This is a genomic window from Algoriphagus algorifonticola, from assembly GCF_007655305.1.
Taxonomy (GTDB): Bacteria; Bacteroidota; Bacteroidia; order Cytophagales; family Cyclobacteriaceae; genus Algoriphagus; species Algoriphagus algorifonticola.
Genome location: NZ_VLOG01000062.1, coordinates 1 through 17,677 on the forward strand (window position 1 = coordinate 1; position 17,677 = coordinate 17,677).

General features: G+C 38.4%; 17 protein-coding genes. 8 read left to right on the top strand and 9 right to left on the bottom strand.

What is annotated here, in order from left to right:
- Positions 1-105: 105 nt before the first annotated feature.
- From FL972_RS16980 to FL972_RS17005, 6 genes are all read right to left on the bottom strand, one after another.
- The gene (locus FL972_RS16980) at positions 106-588 is read right to left on the bottom strand and encodes a hypothetical protein (RefSeq protein ID WP_144607193.1); all 483 of its coding nucleotides are present in this window, start codon (positions 586-588) and stop codon (positions 106-108) included.
- A 166-nt stretch (positions 589-754) separates the two neighbouring features.
- Positions 755-1,372 (bottom strand): ABC transporter ATP-binding protein, encoded by a 618-nt coding sequence (locus tag FL972_RS16985; protein WP_144607194.1) that lies wholly within the window; start codon positions 1,370-1,372, stop codon positions 755-757.
- A 1-nt stretch (position 1,373) separates the two neighbouring features.
- A complete protein-coding gene (lpxA, locus tag FL972_RS16990; RefSeq protein WP_144607195.1) occupies positions 1,374-2,153 on the bottom strand; it encodes an acyl-ACP--UDP-N-acetylglucosamine O-acyltransferase in 780 nt (259 codons plus the stop codon).
- A complete protein-coding gene (locus FL972_RS16995) occupies positions 2,150-3,544 on the bottom strand; it encodes a bifunctional UDP-3-O-[3-hydroxymyristoyl] N-acetylglucosamine deacetylase/3-hydroxyacyl-ACP dehydratase (protein ID WP_091654710.1) in 1,395 nt (464 codons plus the stop codon). The genes lpxA and FL972_RS16995 overlap by 4 nt, the downstream gene beginning before the upstream one ends.
- A gap of 35 nt (positions 3,545-3,579) precedes the next feature.
- Entirely contained in the window at positions 3,580-4,602 is a 1,023-nt protein-coding gene (gene lpxD / locus FL972_RS17000; protein WP_144607196.1) for a UDP-3-O-(3-hydroxymyristoyl)glucosamine N-acyltransferase, read from the bottom strand.
- Positions 4,603-4,622: 20 nt separating this feature from the next.
- Entirely contained in the window at positions 4,623-5,846 is a 1,224-nt protein-coding gene (locus FL972_RS17005; RefSeq protein WP_144607197.1) for an HD domain-containing protein, read from the bottom strand.
- A 58-nt stretch (positions 5,847-5,904) separates the two neighbouring features.
- On the opposite strand from FL972_RS17005, the gene porX reads away from it, so the two are divergent.
- Genes porX through FL972_RS17020 form a run of 3 tightly spaced genes read left to right on the top strand, consistent with a single transcriptional unit; the run spans position 5,905 to position 9,100 of the window.
- Complete coding sequence (gene porX, locus FL972_RS17010) at positions 5,905-7,461, top strand: T9SS response regulator signal transducer PorX (protein ID WP_144607198.1); 1,557 nt, start codon at positions 5,905-5,907, stop codon at positions 7,459-7,461.
- A 6-nt stretch (positions 7,462-7,467) separates the two neighbouring features.
- On the top strand, positions 7,468-7,905 hold the full coding sequence (tsaE, locus tag FL972_RS17015; RefSeq protein ID WP_144607199.1) for a tRNA (adenosine(37)-N6)-threonylcarbamoyltransferase complex ATPase subunit type 1 TsaE: 438 nt from the start codon (positions 7,468-7,470) through the stop codon (positions 7,903-7,905).
- The gene (locus tag FL972_RS17020; protein WP_091654703.1) at positions 7,889-9,100 is read left to right on the top strand and encodes an alanine dehydrogenase; all 1,212 of its coding nucleotides are present in this window, start codon (positions 7,889-7,891) and stop codon (positions 9,098-9,100) included. Before tsaE ends, FL972_RS17020 begins: the two co-directional genes overlap by 17 nt.
- Here FL972_RS17020 and FL972_RS17025 read toward each other — a convergent pair whose 3' ends face one another.
- Complete coding sequence (locus FL972_RS17025; protein WP_144607200.1) at positions 9,101-9,574, bottom strand: response regulator; 474 nt, start codon at positions 9,572-9,574, stop codon at positions 9,101-9,103.
- Between the two features lie 203 nt (positions 9,575-9,777).
- On the opposite strand from FL972_RS17025, the gene FL972_RS17030 reads away from it, so the two are divergent.
- The 5 genes from FL972_RS17030 (at position 9,778) to FL972_RS17050 (ending at position 16,561) form a co-directional block, all read left to right on the top strand.
- On the top strand, positions 9,778-12,048 hold the full coding sequence (locus tag FL972_RS17030) for an Rv1355c family protein (RefSeq protein WP_144607201.1): 2,271 nt from the start codon (positions 9,778-9,780) through the stop codon (positions 12,046-12,048).
- Entirely contained in the window at positions 12,048-12,761 is a 714-nt protein-coding gene (locus FL972_RS17035) for a hypothetical protein (RefSeq protein WP_144607202.1), read from the top strand. The genes FL972_RS17030 and FL972_RS17035 overlap by 1 nt, the downstream gene beginning before the upstream one ends.
- Positions 12,758-14,869, top strand: coding sequence for a sensor histidine kinase (locus tag FL972_RS17040; RefSeq protein ID WP_144607203.1), 2,112 nt, complete (start codon positions 12,758-12,760; stop codon positions 14,867-14,869). The genes FL972_RS17035 and FL972_RS17040 overlap by 4 nt, the downstream gene beginning before the upstream one ends.
- Positions 14,862-15,947: a hybrid sensor histidine kinase/response regulator gene (locus tag FL972_RS17045; RefSeq protein ID WP_144607204.1), complete on the top strand. Its 1,086-nt coding sequence runs from the start codon at positions 14,862-14,864 to the stop codon at positions 15,945-15,947. Before FL972_RS17040 ends, FL972_RS17045 begins: the two co-directional genes overlap by 8 nt.
- Positions 15,948-16,021: 74 nt before the next feature.
- Positions 16,022-16,561: an inorganic diphosphatase gene (locus FL972_RS17050; RefSeq protein ID WP_091654693.1), complete on the top strand. Its 540-nt coding sequence runs from the start codon at positions 16,022-16,024 to the stop codon at positions 16,559-16,561.
- Between the two features lie 16 nt (positions 16,562-16,577).
- Here the strand turns inward: FL972_RS17050 and FL972_RS17055 are convergent, their stop codons facing one another.
- A complete protein-coding gene (locus FL972_RS17055; RefSeq protein WP_144607205.1) occupies positions 16,578-17,036 on the bottom strand; it encodes a hypothetical protein in 459 nt (152 codons plus the stop codon).
- Positions 17,023-17,628: an acyl carrier protein phosphodiesterase gene (locus FL972_RS17060; protein ID WP_144607206.1), complete on the bottom strand. Its 606-nt coding sequence runs from the start codon at positions 17,626-17,628 to the stop codon at positions 17,023-17,025. The genes FL972_RS17055 and FL972_RS17060 overlap by 14 nt, the downstream gene beginning before the upstream one ends.
- Positions 17,629-17,677: the final 49 nt, after the last annotated feature.

Genomic DNA, 17,677 nt, shown 5'->3' on the forward strand with positions numbered 1-17,677 from the left:
CCCTATCAGTTCTGAAAATGGCTAAATAGGCCACTTTCTGGTTTTTCTCTTTCAGAAAAAAAAAAGGGGCTCGAAGCCCCTTTAATTTTAGGGTTTAAATCTAGCTTATTTTTTTACCAAATTGAATACATAGCTTCCTGCCACTGCAAAAGTACCGTTGATTCTGGCTCCTGGCGCAGGAATATTGAATTCCAATCGCAAATTATCGCCTGTGCGGGTAAATGAAATCTCCCGACCAGCAGCTGGTTTGGCTCCGGTTAGACTGAATTTGTCAAAGTTGGTTCCCGCAAATGACCAGTTCCCTGAATTGTCAAACAAGTCATTATTATTTCTTGTGGTATAGGTTTTTGCTGAACCTGAATTTAAAATCAGCTCGAAGTTTTGATATTGATCTGTAACGGTAGAACCACTTCTGGTAACAGAACCCCCTCCAGCAATCCCCCAAGTCTGAGAACCTGAACCAGTCAAAGCTTCTACAGCCAACTGTTCTGGCGTCTTCTGTGGTGTTGGAGCTGGCTTGTCACCACATGCAAACAAGATCACTGTAAACAATGAAATCAGACTTAAACTAAACAATGATTTTTTCATATACTTTTTATTTCTTAAGCTAAAATTTCAACTATCAGAGGCTTTTCTTCCAGAGGCTATAATTAGATTTCTGAATCTACCTTCCCTAAGGTAAACTCTAAATTAAATTGAAATTAGAATTAATCCTCTAAAATTAACTATATCATTTGAAGTTCAAAGAATAGCCTTATTTATAATCTTCCAATACCAGTTTTTGTTGACAAAATTCGTACTCTCTGGATTCATTGGAGCAAATAATTAAGATCTGGTTTTGAGCAAATTTTTCTACCATCTCCAAATACCAGCTTATTCCTTTTTTATCAAGATTAGAAGTGGGTTCATCCAAAAGGACTAAGTCAACATCTGAAAAAAGTGCCAATCCAAGCTTTAACCTTTGTTTCATTCCTGAAGAAAACTGGGATATGGGTTTATTCATATGTTGCTCCAAGTATAAAATCTGCAACATTTCTTCCAAGCTCAAATTGCTTTTAGGTTTTTTGAATTTGAAATGAAACTGCAATACCTCTCTGAGGCTAAATTCCTCTGGAAGCTCCAGATATGGGGCGGCAATAGTGAGTAATCTAAACCAGTCAGAATCAGGAATAGGTTTATCTTTTAGAAAAGATATTTTTCCAGAACTCAATGGGATGGACCCTGCAATACATTTGAGAAGTGTAGATTTTCCCGAGCCATTACTTCCAGTGATTGCCAGTGAATCACCGGATTGAAGCGATAAATCCAGATTTTTAAAAATCCATTCGTATTGAAAGCGTTTTGAAGCCTCTTCGAGTTGGATTTTCAGCATTTTAATTGATGTAGCCTTTCATTACTCCTCTTTCTGAAGATCGTATAAAATTCAGAATTTCATCTCTTTCTTTGGTAGCAGGAAGGTTTACTTCAATTTCTTCCAAAGCCTTACTGTTATTGAGGCTGTTTAAGAAAAGATATCTATATACTTCCTGTATATGTGCAATGGTTTCAGAGCTGAAACCTCTTCTTCTCAGGCCCAACGAGTTTACACCGGCATAGGAAAGTGGTTCCCTTGCAGCTTTTGTGAATGGAGGAACGTCCTTTCTCACCAATGAACCGCCGGAAATCATGGAATGCATTCCTACCTTGACAAATTGGTGAATGGCACTAGATCCACCCACAATTGCCCAGTCGTCGATGGATACGTGACCAGCAATTTGTACGGAGTTGGCGATGATTACATGGCTTCCGATCACACAGTCATGTGCAACGTGTACATAAGCCATTAAAAGGCAATTGCTTCCTATTACTGTGGTCTGCTTGTCAACTGTTCCCCGGCTTATAGTAACACACTCCCTAATGGTAGTATTGTCACCAATCACTACGGTAGAATCTTCGCCTTGGAATTTTAAGTCTTGAGGAATACCTGCGATCACAGCACCTGGAAAAATCTTACAGTTTTTACCAATTCTTGCTCCTGGGAAAATCGTCACATTAGGGCCAATCCAAGAATTATCCCCTATGATTACATCTTCATGAATCATGGTGAAGGGATCAACATGGACATTTTCTCCAAGTTGAGCTTTTGGGCTTACATGAGCTAATGGGCTGATCATGATTCTTTTCTAGTTATACTGGCTGTCATAACTGCCTCACACACCAAAGTGTTACCCACATAGGCCTCACCTCTCATTTTTGCAATTCCTCTTCTGATAGGAGCTAAAAGTTCACATTTGAAAATCAGTGTATCTCCAGGAAGTACCATTTTTCTGAACTTACAATTCTCGATTCCCAAGAAGTAAGTCCAATAATTTTCAGGATCATCTACTGTGCTTAGTACCAAAATACCACCCGTCTGCGCCATTGCCTCCACTTGGAGCACACCTGGCATCACTGGGTTGCCTGGAAAATGACCCAAGAAAAACGGTTCATTCATCGTTACATTTTTCACTCCAGCAACTACCGTATCATCCAAGTAGATAATTTTATCCAATAATTGGAAAGGATATCTGTGAGGAAGAATATTAGAGATCTGATTGATATCCATCACTGGTGGAAGTTTTGGATCGTAGTGTGGAATGTGCGAAGCTCCTGCCTTTTCCATAGCTCTTTTTAGCTTTTTTGCAAAAGCCACATTAGCAGCATGCCCTGGTCTTGCGGCTAAAATTTGAGCCTTCAATGGTCTTCCAACCAATGCCAAATCTCCTACTACATCCAGAAGCTTATGTCTAGCAGGCTCATTTCTGTAGCGAAGATCAACATTATTAAGGATGCCTTCCTTTTTGACCTCAACTCTTTGCTTATTGAACATTTTGGCTAAATGTGCCAGTTCTTTTTCCTCAACTACTCTGTCTACGACGACGATAGCATTATTCAAGTCTCCTCCTTTAATTAAGTTGGAGTTGTAAAGCATTTCTAATTCATGCAAAAAACAGAAAGTTCTGCATGATGCGATCTCAGTTTTAAATTGTCCGATATCTGTAATGGAAGCATGCTGACTTCCCAAAACAGGGGAATTGTAGTCAACCATGACGGTCACTCTATAATTGTCTGTTGGAAGAGCAACCATTTCTACTTCTCTGGAAGAATCCTTGTATTGGATACTTTCCTGAACTTCAAAAAATCTCCTTAATGCATTTTGTTCTTCAAGCCCGGCGTCTTCTAGGACTTCGATAAACTGAATAGATGAACCGTCCATGATAGGAGGTTCAGGACCATCCAGCTGAATCAGCACATTGTCTATTTCCATGCCTACCAATGCAGCTAGGACATGTTCTACAGTGTATACGCGTGCTCCGTTTTGCTCAAGCGTAGTGCCTCTGGATACGTCTACGACTAAATCGCAGTCTGCATCCACGGTAGGCATTCCTTCTAAATCTATTCGCTGAAACTTAATACCGTGATTGGGTGGAGCAGGTAAAAAAGTCATGTTGGAAATGACACCTGTGTGAAGGCCAACTCCTGACAATTCAACCTGTTTCTTTATAGTGTGCTGTTTTACTTTCATTATTTCTTAGCCATTTAAATGCTAGGGCCGCAAAATTAAGGCTTTTTTTCGAGTTCTTTGATTCTGTTCTCTAGGTCGTCCAAATTTTTGAATATAGAATATGACTTTAAAAACTGCTTCATGTCAAATCCTATATAACCAAATAATGTCTGCCCGGGTGATTTGATGGACTTACTTACACCCGTGTTGGCTCCAACAGTTGTGTTGTCCGCAATTTTAATGTGACCTACAATACCTGCTTTTCCGGCGATAACACAGTTTTTTCCAATTTCTGTGGATCCTGAAATTCCTGTTTGGGCAGCAATAACAGTGTTTTCACCTATTATAACGTTGTGGGCAATTTGTACCTGATTATCGATTTTCGCTCCCTTTTTGATTAGGGTTGAGCCCATAGTTGCGCAATCGATAGTCGAATTAGCTCCAATACTTACATTGTCCTCTATGATTACGTTTCCAATTTGCGGGATAGGTTTATATGTTTCATCTTCTTGAGGAGCAAAGCCAAAACCATCCGAGCCTATCACAGCGCCAGGATGGATTTCACAATTTTTACCGATTTTGGTGTCGGTACAAATTCTAGCGCCAGAATGAATAATGGTATTATCTCCAATCTCTACATTGTTTCCAATGTAGGCATGAGGATGAATTTTAACCTGATTTCCGATTTTGCAGTTTTTTCCGATATAGGAAAATGCACCTCTGAAGTGATTTTCTCCAATACTGGAACTGGCGTCCAAGAAGCTTGGCTCCTCTACTCCAGAAAAAGACGCTTTTGAAAATTGGGAGTAAGCTTCAAGGAGAGCCGTAAATCCCAAATAGGCATCTTTTACCCGAATTAGATTGGTCTTGTAGGTTTTTGAGGGTTTGAACCCTTCTGAAACAATAACTGCAGTAGCTTGAGTTTGATAAAGGTAGGGTTCGTATTTTTCATTGGAAAGAAAGCTAATTCCGCCTGCTTGGCCTTCTTGAATTTTGTCAAGACGACTCACTTTCAAGCTTTCATCACCTTCTACTTTTCCATTCAATAATTCGGCTAACTGCCTTAAAGTAAATTCCATACAGCAAATGTATTGATTGTCTAAATTAGACTTTTGGCTTTACATATATAGTGTTTTTCGACGATTTTGCTCATCACTTTGATATTAGGCAAGTCTGCCGCTTGAGCCACGTCAATTACTTTTCCTTTCTTGGTAAGAATATTAATCCGGTCTTTGATCAAATATCCATAGTTGCTCACAGTTCCATGAGAAAAGAAATAATCCAAATCCTCTTCAGGAATCCCTAATTTTTGAATCGCTTTTCTTTTTGAGCTTTCAATTTCCTTATTTGTAAAAGGGTCATTTTTCAGACTTATTTTGAAAAGATTCCTCGTTAAAAACATCCTCGAAATACTTCTGAGAACATAATCATCGGATTTTTTCCAAAGTTTGATAGCTCCCCATAGATCTAAATCATCTAACTCCAAGAAAATCTTCAGTAAATCAGGATTGCTTTGAAAATCCTGTAAGGTGTGTTCATGGCCCAATAGATAATCAAACTCCTCGGAAATTGGGAAATTGGCACCCCTGATTTTTAAGTCTTTTGCTCTTTGGATCAGGTTAATCAGCATTTTCTCTGCACTTACGGTAGTCTTGTGCAAGTAAACCTGCCAATACATCAGTCTTCTAGCGCTCAGAAAGTTTTCTATTGAGTAAATCCCTTTTTCTTCAATGACTACCTGATCGTCTTTCACATCCATCATCTTGATGATACGGTCTGCCCCAATTGTGCCTTCAGAGACGCCGGTGAAGAAACAATCTCTTTGAAGATAGTCTAGCCTATCAATATCCAACTGACTGGAAACCAGCTGATGGAAAAATTTCCTTTCATATTGATTCTTAAAGATTCTTAAAGTCAGATCAAGTTTGCCACTTAATTCTTGATTTAAGAGTTCTATAATCAGTAATGACAGTTCCTCATGTGGAACTGATTTTAAAAGACTATATTCCAAAGCATGGGAAAACGGACCATGTCCTATGTCATGAAGCAGAATTGCAATTAAAGCTGCCTCATACTCAGGGTCTGAGATTTCGGTACCTTTATTCCTGAGATTATCCAAAGTGATGCTCATCAAGTGCATTGCACCCAAAGCATGGTGAAACCGCGTATGTAAAGCACCGGGGTAGACAAAATCTGTCAAACCCAATTGCTTGATCCGGCGTAATCTTTGGAAATATGGATGATCAATGATTGTAAAAATCAACTCGCTCGGAATGGTGATGAAACCATAAACGGGATCGTTGAGTATTTTCTGGCTTTTCAAGGAGGCCTGTTTTGTTTACCCAAAAGTAATTATAATTTTAAAAGAAACGGAATCCGCTATGTCGCAAAAATCCAATATTCTATGGGCCGATGATGAAATTGACCTTTTGAAGCCACATATCCTTTTTTTGGAACAAAAAGGCTATGCTATCACTACCGTCAATTCTGGCATAGATGCGATAGAGGAAGTCGAAAAACGAAATTTTGATGTCATTTTTCTAGATGAAAATATGCCAGGGATGACTGGCCTGGAAACTTTACAGCAAATCAAACAGATTAAGCCTCAGATTCCGGTTGTCATGATCACCAAAAGTGAGGAGGAGCATATCATGGATGATGCTATTGGAGGTAAAATAGCTGATTACTTGATTAAGCCTTTGAATCCAAGCCAAATTTGGCTTTCAGTGAAAAAGATTCTTCAAAACAGACAGTTGATAGAAGAGAAAACCACTTTGAGTTATCAGCAGGATTTTATGAATATCAGCATGGCCTTTGGAGATGCTGAGGATCATGAAGATTGGGCTAATATTTATAAGAAATTGACCTACTGGGAGCTTCAGATTGACGATACTGAAAATAAGAGCATGCAGGAAGTTTTGGAGTCACAAAAAACCGAAGCAAATGCATCTTTTGCCCGATTCATCAAAGACAACTACCTAGACTGGCTGGAAGAAAAAAACACAGATAAACCTTTGCTTTCGCATCAAGTGATGAAAAAGAAAGTGTTCCCTAAGGTCAAAGAAGGGAAGCCTCTGTTCTTTATTGTGATTGACAATTTAAGATTGGACCAATGGGAAGAGATCGAGTCCTTGGTTTCTCCGTATTTCAATATTCAGGAAAAGGAAACCTATTTTAGTATCCTTCCTACTACCACGGCTTTTGCCAGAAATGCGCTTTTCAGCGGGATGATGCCCATGGATATGGCTAGATTTTATCCCAACCTATGGGAAGATGAGGATTCTGATGAGGGGAAAAATAATTTCGAGGAAGATTGGTTGAAGATTAACTTAGAAAAAAGCAGGGTTCAGGCGAAGCATTCCTACCACAAAATAATTCAGGCCAATCAAGGAAAGGCTGTTTTGGATCAGTTTCACTCTTTGGTTCAAAATGAGTTAAATGTCCTAGTTTATAATTTTGTGGACATGGTATCTCATGCAAGAACAGATATGAAAATGATCAGAGAGCTTGCTCCGGATGAATCAGCCTATAGATCCTTGACAAAAAGTTGGTTTGAGCATAGTAGTTTATTCGAACTGTTGAAAAAGATTCAATTGGCTGGAGCAGATGTAATCATCACTACTGATCATGGAACCAAGAGAGTCAATAAGCCTTACCGAATTATAGGGGATAAAAATGTGACTACCAACTTAAGATATAAACAAGGGAAAAACCTGAATTTTGAAGCAGGTAAGGTTTTCGAAATAAGGAAACCGGAAGATGCCAAGCTACCCAAGCTTAATGTTTCCTCAAGTTATGTGTTCGCTGTGGAGGACTATTTTTTCGCGTATCCAAACAATTACAACTATTATGTGAACTATTATAAGGATACTTTTCAACACGGTGGCGTATCTTTGGAGGAAATGATCGTTCCGATCGTTTATCTCACAGCAAAATAGAGAGTTTTGAATAGTAAGATTTACGAGTTAAAAGAGCTGGACCAAATAGCCCAATGGATTATTGATTTTGCCCAAAACGAGAAGCTTTGGGTGTTTCAGGGTGATATGGGTGCTGGAAAAACCACTTTGATCAAAGCATTGGGTGAAAAGTTTGGAGTTGCATCTCAGGTAAGCAGTCCTACTTTCGGGATAGTCAATCATTATGAGCTTTCTGGAAAAGCTCCTATTTATCATTTTGATTTTTATAGACTGGAAAAACCTGAGGAGGCTTTGGATATAGGAGTGGAGGAATATTTCGAAAGCGGGAATTATTGTTGGATGGAATGGGCTGAAAAATTGGGAGGATTTATTCCAGATCATTTTTTATTGATTAAAATTGAGTATAATTCTACTTCAAGTAGAAATATCACACTACAACATTATCGGGATGTCGACTCAGATTAATGAACTCACCGCTGTTGGACTAATTCCAAAAGAATCTCCTGCCAAAGTAAAAAGAGGGAAGGGCGGACTGACTATTGGTATACCCAAAGAGCAATCTGACGAAGAAAAAAGAATCGTATTGACTCCGGAAGCAGTAGGATTACTGACCAACAACGGGCTGAATGTGATTGTGGAAAGTGGAGCAGGACTGGCTTCCAAGTTTTCAGATCAAGATTTTTCAGATGCAGGAGCGAAGGTGGTTTACTCTTCAAAGGAGGCTTTTCAATCTGAAGTAGTACTGAAAGTTGATGCGCCAAGCTTAACGGAAATAGAATCCATGAATCAGGGAGCATGTCTGATTTCAGCTCTGCAAATTGGAAAGCAGAATAAAGAGTTTATTGAGGCTTTGAATGCCAAAAAGATCACTTCGGTTGCTTTTGAATACCTAGAGGATAAAGTAGGTGGGATGCCGGTGGTAAGAGCCATGTCGGAGATCGCAGGCAGTACTGTGATGCTGATAGCTTCGGAATATTTATCCTCCGTCAACGATGGTAAAGGACTGATTATGGGAGGTGTTACGGGTGTGCCACCTACTCAGGTTGTGATTATAGGTGCAGGCACGGTGGCAGAGTATGCGGCCAGAACTGCATTAGGACTTGGAGCTAATATCAAAATTTTTGATAACCATATATATAAGCTTCGTAGGTTGAAGCAATTGTTGGGTCAGCAAGTTTATACCTCGACTATTGATAATTTGACCCTAACCCAGGCTCTTGCCGAAGCTGATGTGGTGATTGGTGCCCTGAGAGCTGAGAAAGGAAGAAATAAGGTGGTGGTCAGTGAAGAAATGGTTGCCAATATGATGCATGGAAGTATCATCATTGATGTGGGAATCGATCAGGGAGGATGCATTGAAACTGCACAGATGACGACCCATAGTGATCCGGTGTATTTGAAGCATGATATTATCCACTACTGTGTGCCTAATATTGCTTCCAGAGTTTCCCGTACTGCATCCTATTCTTTGAGTAATATTTTTACCCCAATTGTTTTACAAATGGCGGATTTGGGTGGTGCTGAGGAAATGATTTTTAATTACAGATGGTTTCTGCGAGGGGTTTATACTTACAGAGGAAGTTTGACAAATGCTTATTTGGCAAGGAAATTTGATTTGACCCACAAAGAGTTACAATTGCTTTTAGCAGCGAGGTATTGATTAGGAAAGAAGGTTCTGTCTCAATAAAAATTCTAATTGATCATTTGCTTTGATCAAAGCCTGAGTCAAGCGCTCGTTTTCTCTTCGTAATGTGTAGATTTCAAAAGCGTTTTTGATGACTGTTCTGAGGTAATCTTCTTCCCAAGGCTTGGTTAGATAATGATATACTTGGCCTTTGTTGATTGCATCAATTACAGCTTGAATATCAGTATATCCGGTTAATAAAACTCTTATTGGGCTAGGATGAATGGGGATGATTGACTCTAAAAATTCAACGCCAGTTTCCTCTGGCATTCTTTGGTCGGTAATGATGATGTCAATTTCTTCCTTGTCTAAAATTTCCCGTCCTTCTTTGGCAGAAATAGCGAGAAAAATCTTATAGTCTCTTCGGAATGTAGCTTTAAATGCCTGAAGATTATTCTCTTCATCATCTACATATAAAATCTTAATTTTTTCCTCTGCCTTGGTTTCCATTCAATTCTTGACTTGAATACAAGTTAATCGTAATTCTAAATAATTGCTTTTTTTGTTTAAAAACAAACAAATTCTATTGTGGCCTTAAACTTGATATGAATAAAATAGGTTATTCCTATGAAAATAATTTTCATTTTCATTTGAGAAATGAAATCAAAAACTAACTTTACAATGCATATCACCCAATCTGCACAATAAATTAGATGTTAACTACTCCAAGCTATTCATTGTCCGATCAAGTTTACCCGGTAATTTTAAATCCCAGAAATCGTGATGATCAGGAGAAAATAGTTGATTTGAAAAACAACCCTCAGATTCAGGTAATCAATCAAATCAATAGTCAGGTTGGCGATTTGATCAAATCTCAGTTTCCCGCCAAAAGCTTTTCCAAGGAAGAATTAATAGCAGAGATTGAGAATTTTTTTGAAGAAAATCCCAAGGAATCTTATGGGAATTGGGTTTATTATCCCTGGAAGTATGCGCTAGTTCATCTTTTGCCTGAAGAAGAATTTATTCGTGTTAGAACACTTAGAAACAATTATAAAATCACTCCTCAAGAGCAAAAAGAGCTTGCAGAGAAAAAGGTTGGGATAGTTGGTCTTTCGGTTGGGCAAAGCATCGCTTTAGCCATGGCTTTGGAAAGAAGTTGCGGAGAAATGCGTTTGGCTGACTTTGATCATTTGGAATTGAGTAATCTCAATAGGCTGAAGGCTGGAGTTACAAGCTTGGGTATAGAAAAAATTGTAATCGCGGCAAGGGAAATTGCAGAGATCGATCCCTATCTGAAATTGACTCTCTATCGAGATGGAATTACTGAAGAAAATATTGACTCATTTTTTTCAGATCAGGGTGGATTGGATTTGATTATCGATGAGTGTGATAGTTTGGATATAAAAATTCTACTCCGAAAAACAGCCCAAAAATATCAGATTCCTCTAATGATGGATACCTCTGATCGGGGAATGTTAGATATAGAAAGATTTGATTTGGAGCCGGAGAGGCCAATTTTTCATGGGTACCTGGGAGATATTAACTTAGATACGCTAAAAAATTTAACCAATAAACAGAAGGTTGCCATTGGATTGAAGATGACGGGCGTTGATACTCTTTCTCCGAGGATGAAAGCTTCATTATTAGAAGTAGGGCAGACCATTAGTAGTTGGCCACAATTAGCTTCTGCAGTCTTTCTAGGAGGGGCTTCAGTGGCTCATGTTGCTAGAAAGTTATTGGTGGGTGAACCGGTCGATTCGGGAAGATTTTTCGTGGATCTTGACGAAATCATCAAATTAGATCTACCTGAAATTCAAGAAGAGCGAGAGGTGGTTCCAGTTAAGAATGGAGATTTTTTAGGCAGTATTCCCAAAAATATAATCCCTTCTGGTTATTTCTTAAGTAAAGCAGAGTTACAAGGGTTGGTTGAATTTGCCAATTTGGCACCTTCTGGGGGAAATATTCAGCCTTGGATATGGGTATTCGATCAAAATGGAGTTTTGCACCTTTTCCATGACAAGGAAAGAAGCCACTCCATGCTGGATTACAGAGGCACGGGTTCCTTGATTGCTTTTGGCGCAGCTCTTGAAAATATCAGACTCCACTGTGCAAAATCTGGAATTGAAATCGAAATCATTGAACACATACAGGATTTTGAGGAAGATCTGATTGCTAGCATACGCTTTATAGTTAAGCATAATCAAAAAATCAAAGTTCATAATGGAGAATTGGTAGATGGAGTGGCAATCCGATGTACCAATCGAAAGAATGCATCCAAGGTGGATTTGACACCTGAGCAGATCCAGCTTTTTCATGGCTATGCGCTCGCAGAAGATATGCCGATGGAACATATCTCCGCAAAGTCCGACTTGGAAAAATTATCCGGCATTATTGGCGGGATGGATAGAATGCGCCTTTTCCATGATCAGGGACTCAAAGACTTTATCAATGAAGTGAGATGGAATGATAAAGAAGCACGCGAAAGTCGGGATGGAATAGATATAGCAACATTGGAATTGAGTGGGGCGGAAAGAGCTGCAATGGGTTTGTTGAAAGATCCGAGGACAGTTCGTTTTTTTAGGAAGTTTCTGATGGGATATGGCCTTACCAAAATTTCCCATGATACCATCATGTCAAGTTCTGCCATGTTTTTGCTGCAAGGCAAAGAATTTACTCCTCAAGAATATCTAAAAGCAGGAAAGGTTCTTCAACGCATTTGGATCAAGGCTAACATGATGGAGATCAGTTTTCAGCCAGTGACAGCGGCAATGTTTATTTTTCACCAAACTCTTAGGGAAAAAGATCATGGCTTCACAGAAGAAGAGGTGACTATGATCAAAAAATACAAGGCAGAATTCAATACTTTGTTCAACAGGGAAAAAAGTAATGAAGAATTATTTATGTTTAGACTTAATTTCGGAGGAGAGCCAAGTATGAGGTCCTACAGAAGGGAAGTCGAAGATACATTAATTACCATTGACTGATGTTTACCTTTAAAGCATTTAGGGCAGTTGATGAGCCTGAAATATGTGATATGTTTATTGAAGGACATGCAAATGTTCTTAAAGAGTATGGTGTCACCAAGGTAACCTCCTCCAATAACGATTGGAAATACAACCCATTCGTTTTCGTGGTAACTGTTCATGAGAATTCTACTGGACAAGTAGTAAGCGGGTTAAGAATACACGTAGCCGATACAGAATTTCCTCTTCCGCTTGAAGGTGCTATTGCACCAGTTGATTCTAAAATCTTTGAATTAGTCGGAGAATATAGAGAAAGAGGAGGGACGGGGGAAATCGGAGGATTATGGAATAGTAGAATGATTTCAGGTTATGGTATAGGTGCCATATTTCTTTCGAGGACATCTTTAGTAATTGCAGAGCAATTAAATGTTCCAACTTTATTTGCTCTCTGTGCGGAATATACCTTAAAACCTACCCTTCAGAAGGGTTTTGAAATTGAGGAAAACATTGGTAATAATGGTACTTTTTTTTACCCGAAACTGGATTTAGTAGCAACTTTGGCAGTTTTGAAGGATGTAGAAAATTTACCTTTAGCTCTCCCAGTTGAAAGGGAGTTTATTCTTGATTTAAGGAAAAATCTTGAATGTACCAGGGTTGAAGAAACCTTGAAAGGGCCAGTAGAAATTACCTATCAATTGAAAATTAAAAATACTGACTGGAGAGTTAAACCATGATTTCGATAATTACTTTTATTTGGGCTTTTTTTCAAGCTTTAAACCCTGTCATCTTAAATGGAGAAACAGTTCTTCTTAATAGGTATGAATACTTGATTTTAGAAGAGAATAAAGACATAAATTTTCAGGAAATCATTGAAAGAAATGATTTCACTAAAATAGATCAACAAAGCAAAAATTTCGGAATCAACAATGATGTAGTCTGGTTGAAATATGTTGTAGAGAATAATTCTGAAAACGAAGGAAAATATTTTTACATCAACAACTCTTCATTGGATAGCTTAGAATTATTTGTTGTAAGCGAAAATGAGATTTTGGAATCCTATGTAGGAGGTAGATTAGTAGATTTTTATTCAAAACCGATTTTATCCAAATCTATAATTTTTGATATAAATCTCCCGATAGGAAAAACTTCTGAGATTTTCTTAAAAGTTAAAAGTGTCAACAAAAAGATTATTACATCCACGATAACGAATAGAAATTATCTGGAGAATCTGATTAATAGAGAGAATATACTATTTGGGATATTTACCGGTGTAATTGTTGGACTATTCTTTTATAATTTATTCTTATTCTTCTCTGTAAGAGATAAATTGTATCTCATATATGTGATACACACTGTATTGGTGTGGTTTGCACAATCTTCAATTCTAGGCTTTACTCAGGAAATTTTCTGGCCAAATGTTGTTTGGTTAAACTTGAGATCCGGAGTTATTTTTTCATCCTTGGTTAGCGTAGTTGGGATTTGGTTTTTACGAGTGTTCTTGTCAACGGATAAATTCATACCCAAATTAGATAAGGGCTTTTACTTTATCTATTTCATCTATGCTTTTATCTTAGTTAACGCCTTTTTCTTTTCCATAACAGTGAGTTATCAGACCTTGCTGGTTACTCAAAGTATAGTCGTTTTATATGTTCTATTGGCAGCTTTTGCAGTTCAGAAGCAAGGCTATCGACCTGCTAGATATTATTTGCTAGCTTGGTCTGTGTTTATGTTAGGTATTTTCCTTTTCGTTTTGAGCGAAATGGGAATCATACCAACTAATGATTTGACTGCATACATTATGCCTTTAGGCTCTGCATTGGAAGTTGTGTTACTCTCCTTCGCACTTGCTGATAAGATCAATATTTTAAAGAAAGAGAAGGAGAAAGAACAGTTAGAACGCCTCAGAGTATTGAAAGAAAATGAGCAATTGATCCGTGAGCAGAATACTATGCTCGAAGAAAAAGTAAGAATCAGAACGGATGAATTGGAACAGGCCCTGAGAAATCTTCAAAATACCCAAAGTCAATTAGTCAGTCAGGAAAAGATGGCCTCACTGGGTCAGTTAACCGCAGGTATTGCGCATGAGATAAATAACCCAATCAACTTTGTAAGTTCTAATATTACCCCACTCAAAAGGGATATTGCAGATATCATGGAAGTGATCGAGTTCTACCGTGAAACTGGTATGAACGAATTCAAGGAGGAGTCCAAGAAAAAAGCAAAAGACCTAGAGGAAGAATTGGAATTGGATTATGTACTGGACGAAGTAGATCAACTTCTCAAGGGAATGGAAGAAGGAGCAAAGCGAACAGTGGAAATTGTCAAAGGTCTCCGTTTATTCTCCAGAGTTGACGAACAGGATGTCAAGAAAGTGGATATCCACGATGGGATTAATAGTACAATTATTCTCTTGAATAGCTCAATTCCTGGAAAAATCAGGATTGTTAGGGATTTTGCTGAACTTCCAATGGTGGAATGTCTGGCTGGAAAAATCAATCAGGTATTCATGAATATTATCAATAATGCAGTACATGCATTAAGCGATCATATTGATACAGTCAAAGATCCAAAAATTGAAATTCGCACCAGATCTTTGGGAGATCATGTGGTGGTGGAAATTGAGGATAACGGCCCAGGAATGCCGGATCATGTAAGACAGAGGATTTTTGAACCCTTCTTTACTACCAAAGCAGTTGGGAAAGGCACAGGTTTGGGGCTTTCAATTGTTTATTCTATTATTGAAAATCATAAAGGAACTTTAGAAGTCAACTCTGAAGTGGGTCAAGGGACAACTTTTATAATTACACTACCTATTTATCAAAGCTCATCCAAGTATGAATAACCATATACATGTGCTTTATATTGATGATGAGGATAACAACCTCAAATCATTTAGAGCCTCGCTAAGGAAAGATTTCAAGGTTTTTACTGCCATAGATGCAGAAGAAGGTTTGCAAGTTGCCCAGACTGAGGAAGTGCATGTAGTGATTGCGGATCAGCGCATGCCTGGAATGACAGGTACAGAATTTTTTGAAAAGCTCATTCAAATCAACCCCGACCCAATTCGTATCCTGCTTACCGGGTATTCTGACATCGCCAGTGTAATCGATGCGATCAATAAGGGCGAAGTTTATCGATTTATCGATAAACCATGGAATATCGAGCAGATTAAGAACTCCATCAAAAATGCAGCGGACATTTATTTCATGAGGCAGGAGTTAAAAGAGAAAAATATCCGTCTTAAAAAGCTGCATACCGAAATGAATCAGTTCGTGTACAGTCTTTCGCATGAACTCCGTGGACCTTTGATGAGTATTTCAGGTGTCTCGAAATTGGCGAAATTGGAAGTTTCCGACCCTAATATTTTGGAATATTTTGAAATGATTGATTCCGCCACCACCAAGCTGGACGATTTTATATACAAAATGCTGGACTTCTATAGGTCTACCAAAATTGACCATAAAGTAACTGAGATCAAATTCAGAGATGTACTTGGTCAGCAAATGGAGGCCTACAAAGCAAAATTCAATCTCTCTGAATTCAATGTTGTGACCCAGGTTAACCAAGATGAGCTTTTTTACTCCGATGATGCAAAAATCAGAGTAATCTTGAATAACCTATTCAGCAACTCAGTGCAATTCCAGAAGAATGAACAGGGGGAAAAGAAGATCTCTATTACCATAGATGTCAAAGATGGGCAAGCCATCATCATGCTGGAAGATAATGGGATTGGAATAGACGACCGACATCATCCGGAAGTGTTCAACTTGTTTACACGAGCTACCCAAAAGAATGTAGGAACAGGCTTGGGACTTTATATGGTCAAAGAAGCTGTCGAACAGTTGGGTGGAAAAATCGAGTTGAGATCTATATTAAATGAAGGAACTACCGTCAGAGTAGCACTACCGAGCTTGAATTAAGAATACTTTTCTGGGGTTTTTAGGAGGAAAGCGTATCTTTGCACCCTCACTTTTTATAAACAAAAAGAAAAATTATGATTAACCCTTGGCATGACGTCAATATCGGGAAAGATGCTCCCGAATATGTGATGGGAGTGGTGGAAATTCCCAAAGGAAGTAAAGGTAAATACGAACTTCACAAAAAGTCAGGAATGCTGATGCTGGACAGAGTTCTATTCTCTGCCGTGCACTATCCTGCTAATTATGGATTCATTCCCCAAACATTCTGTGAGGATCATGACCCTTTGGATATTTTGATTATTTCTCAAATAGATATTCCTTCCATGTGCTTAGTTGAGGCTAAGGTCATCGGTGTGATGCGCATGGTGGATGGAGGAGAGGCAGATGATAAAATCATTGCTGTAGCTGCCGGAGATCAGTCTGTGAATTATATCAATGATATCGATGAGCTTCCTCCGCATTTGATGAAGGAAGTCCATAGATTCTTCGAAGATTATAAGAAGCTAGAGAATAAAGAAGTAAAAGTGGAGGATTTCCTAGGTAAGGAAGATGCTTTGAGAATTATTCGGGAAAGTATCGAACTATACGACAAGAATTTCAGAAACCAACGATAAGATAAAGCCTGAGCAATCAGGCTTTTTTGTTTTTCACCTTTTTCTTAGGAGCTTTTTTTGCAAGATAGTTGACTAGGTCAGGATAAGAATGATGCTCATGGTTGGAGACAGAAATTGACTGCCGGTCTGAAAATGCTATAGTCAATTGTTTGAATTCCTTTTTATTGGCGATTACTACTTCTTCTTCCCAAGCTAAAATTTCAGCAATGGGGTAGGCTTTTTGAAATCCTCTTAAAGGAAGTTTGACGATAATTTGATCCCTTCCGGCAGTGATAAAACGAAAACCCGCAAGGATTTTAACCAACAGCATCAATAGCACTAAAGTGATCAAAGATGCAGCAATAAGATAAAACCAAAGTCCAAAAGAACCCTTGTAAGCAAAATCTCTAAGGATCAGAATCAGACCTGCTAAAAGAGCGACAACAATAATTCCCAATGAAAAGTAAGTGGATCCTTTCGGTTTAATGACGATCATGAGCTTTATGTAATTCCAGTAGTTTTCCGTAGGCAAAAGTCTCTAAATCCTTGAAAAAAGCGAAGAAAATCACTTCAAATTCAGTTTCCCGCTCTAACAAGGCCAAATGAGCTTCTTCCATTTTTGAATTAAAGGTGGTTCTTTTGGACATTCCTGTCAGAGATCTTCTGATTCCTTCCACAGTTCCATAGTGCAAGAGCCAATTATCATTTCTCATCCAATAATACATCTTGGCAAAGCGCTCCGGAAAGATATCTTCGTAACCATCCAATATTGAATAGGTCCTCTGGATAAAATCTTCCACAGGGATTGAGGAATAGTTTTTCCAGTTTTTAATCAAAAAATAATCAAAATAGATATCCGTAATCACGGTGGAATAGTGTCCAAATTTTGGTCTAAGATAGGATTGCCCTGCTTTGACCAAAGGATGTGAGTCGGTAAAGTAATCTATCTCCCGATGTAGCAAGATTCCGGAGATAATGTCCTCTTCAAAATCTTTGATCTGTTTCCCTTTTACAAAATCAGCTATGAAATTCCCGACGAGAATCTTTTCTTCATTAAAAGACAGAAATGCATGTGCGAGGAAATTCATAGAATGTTTAGACTTAGAAACTCTTTGCCTTTTGATTAGTTTCGCCTAA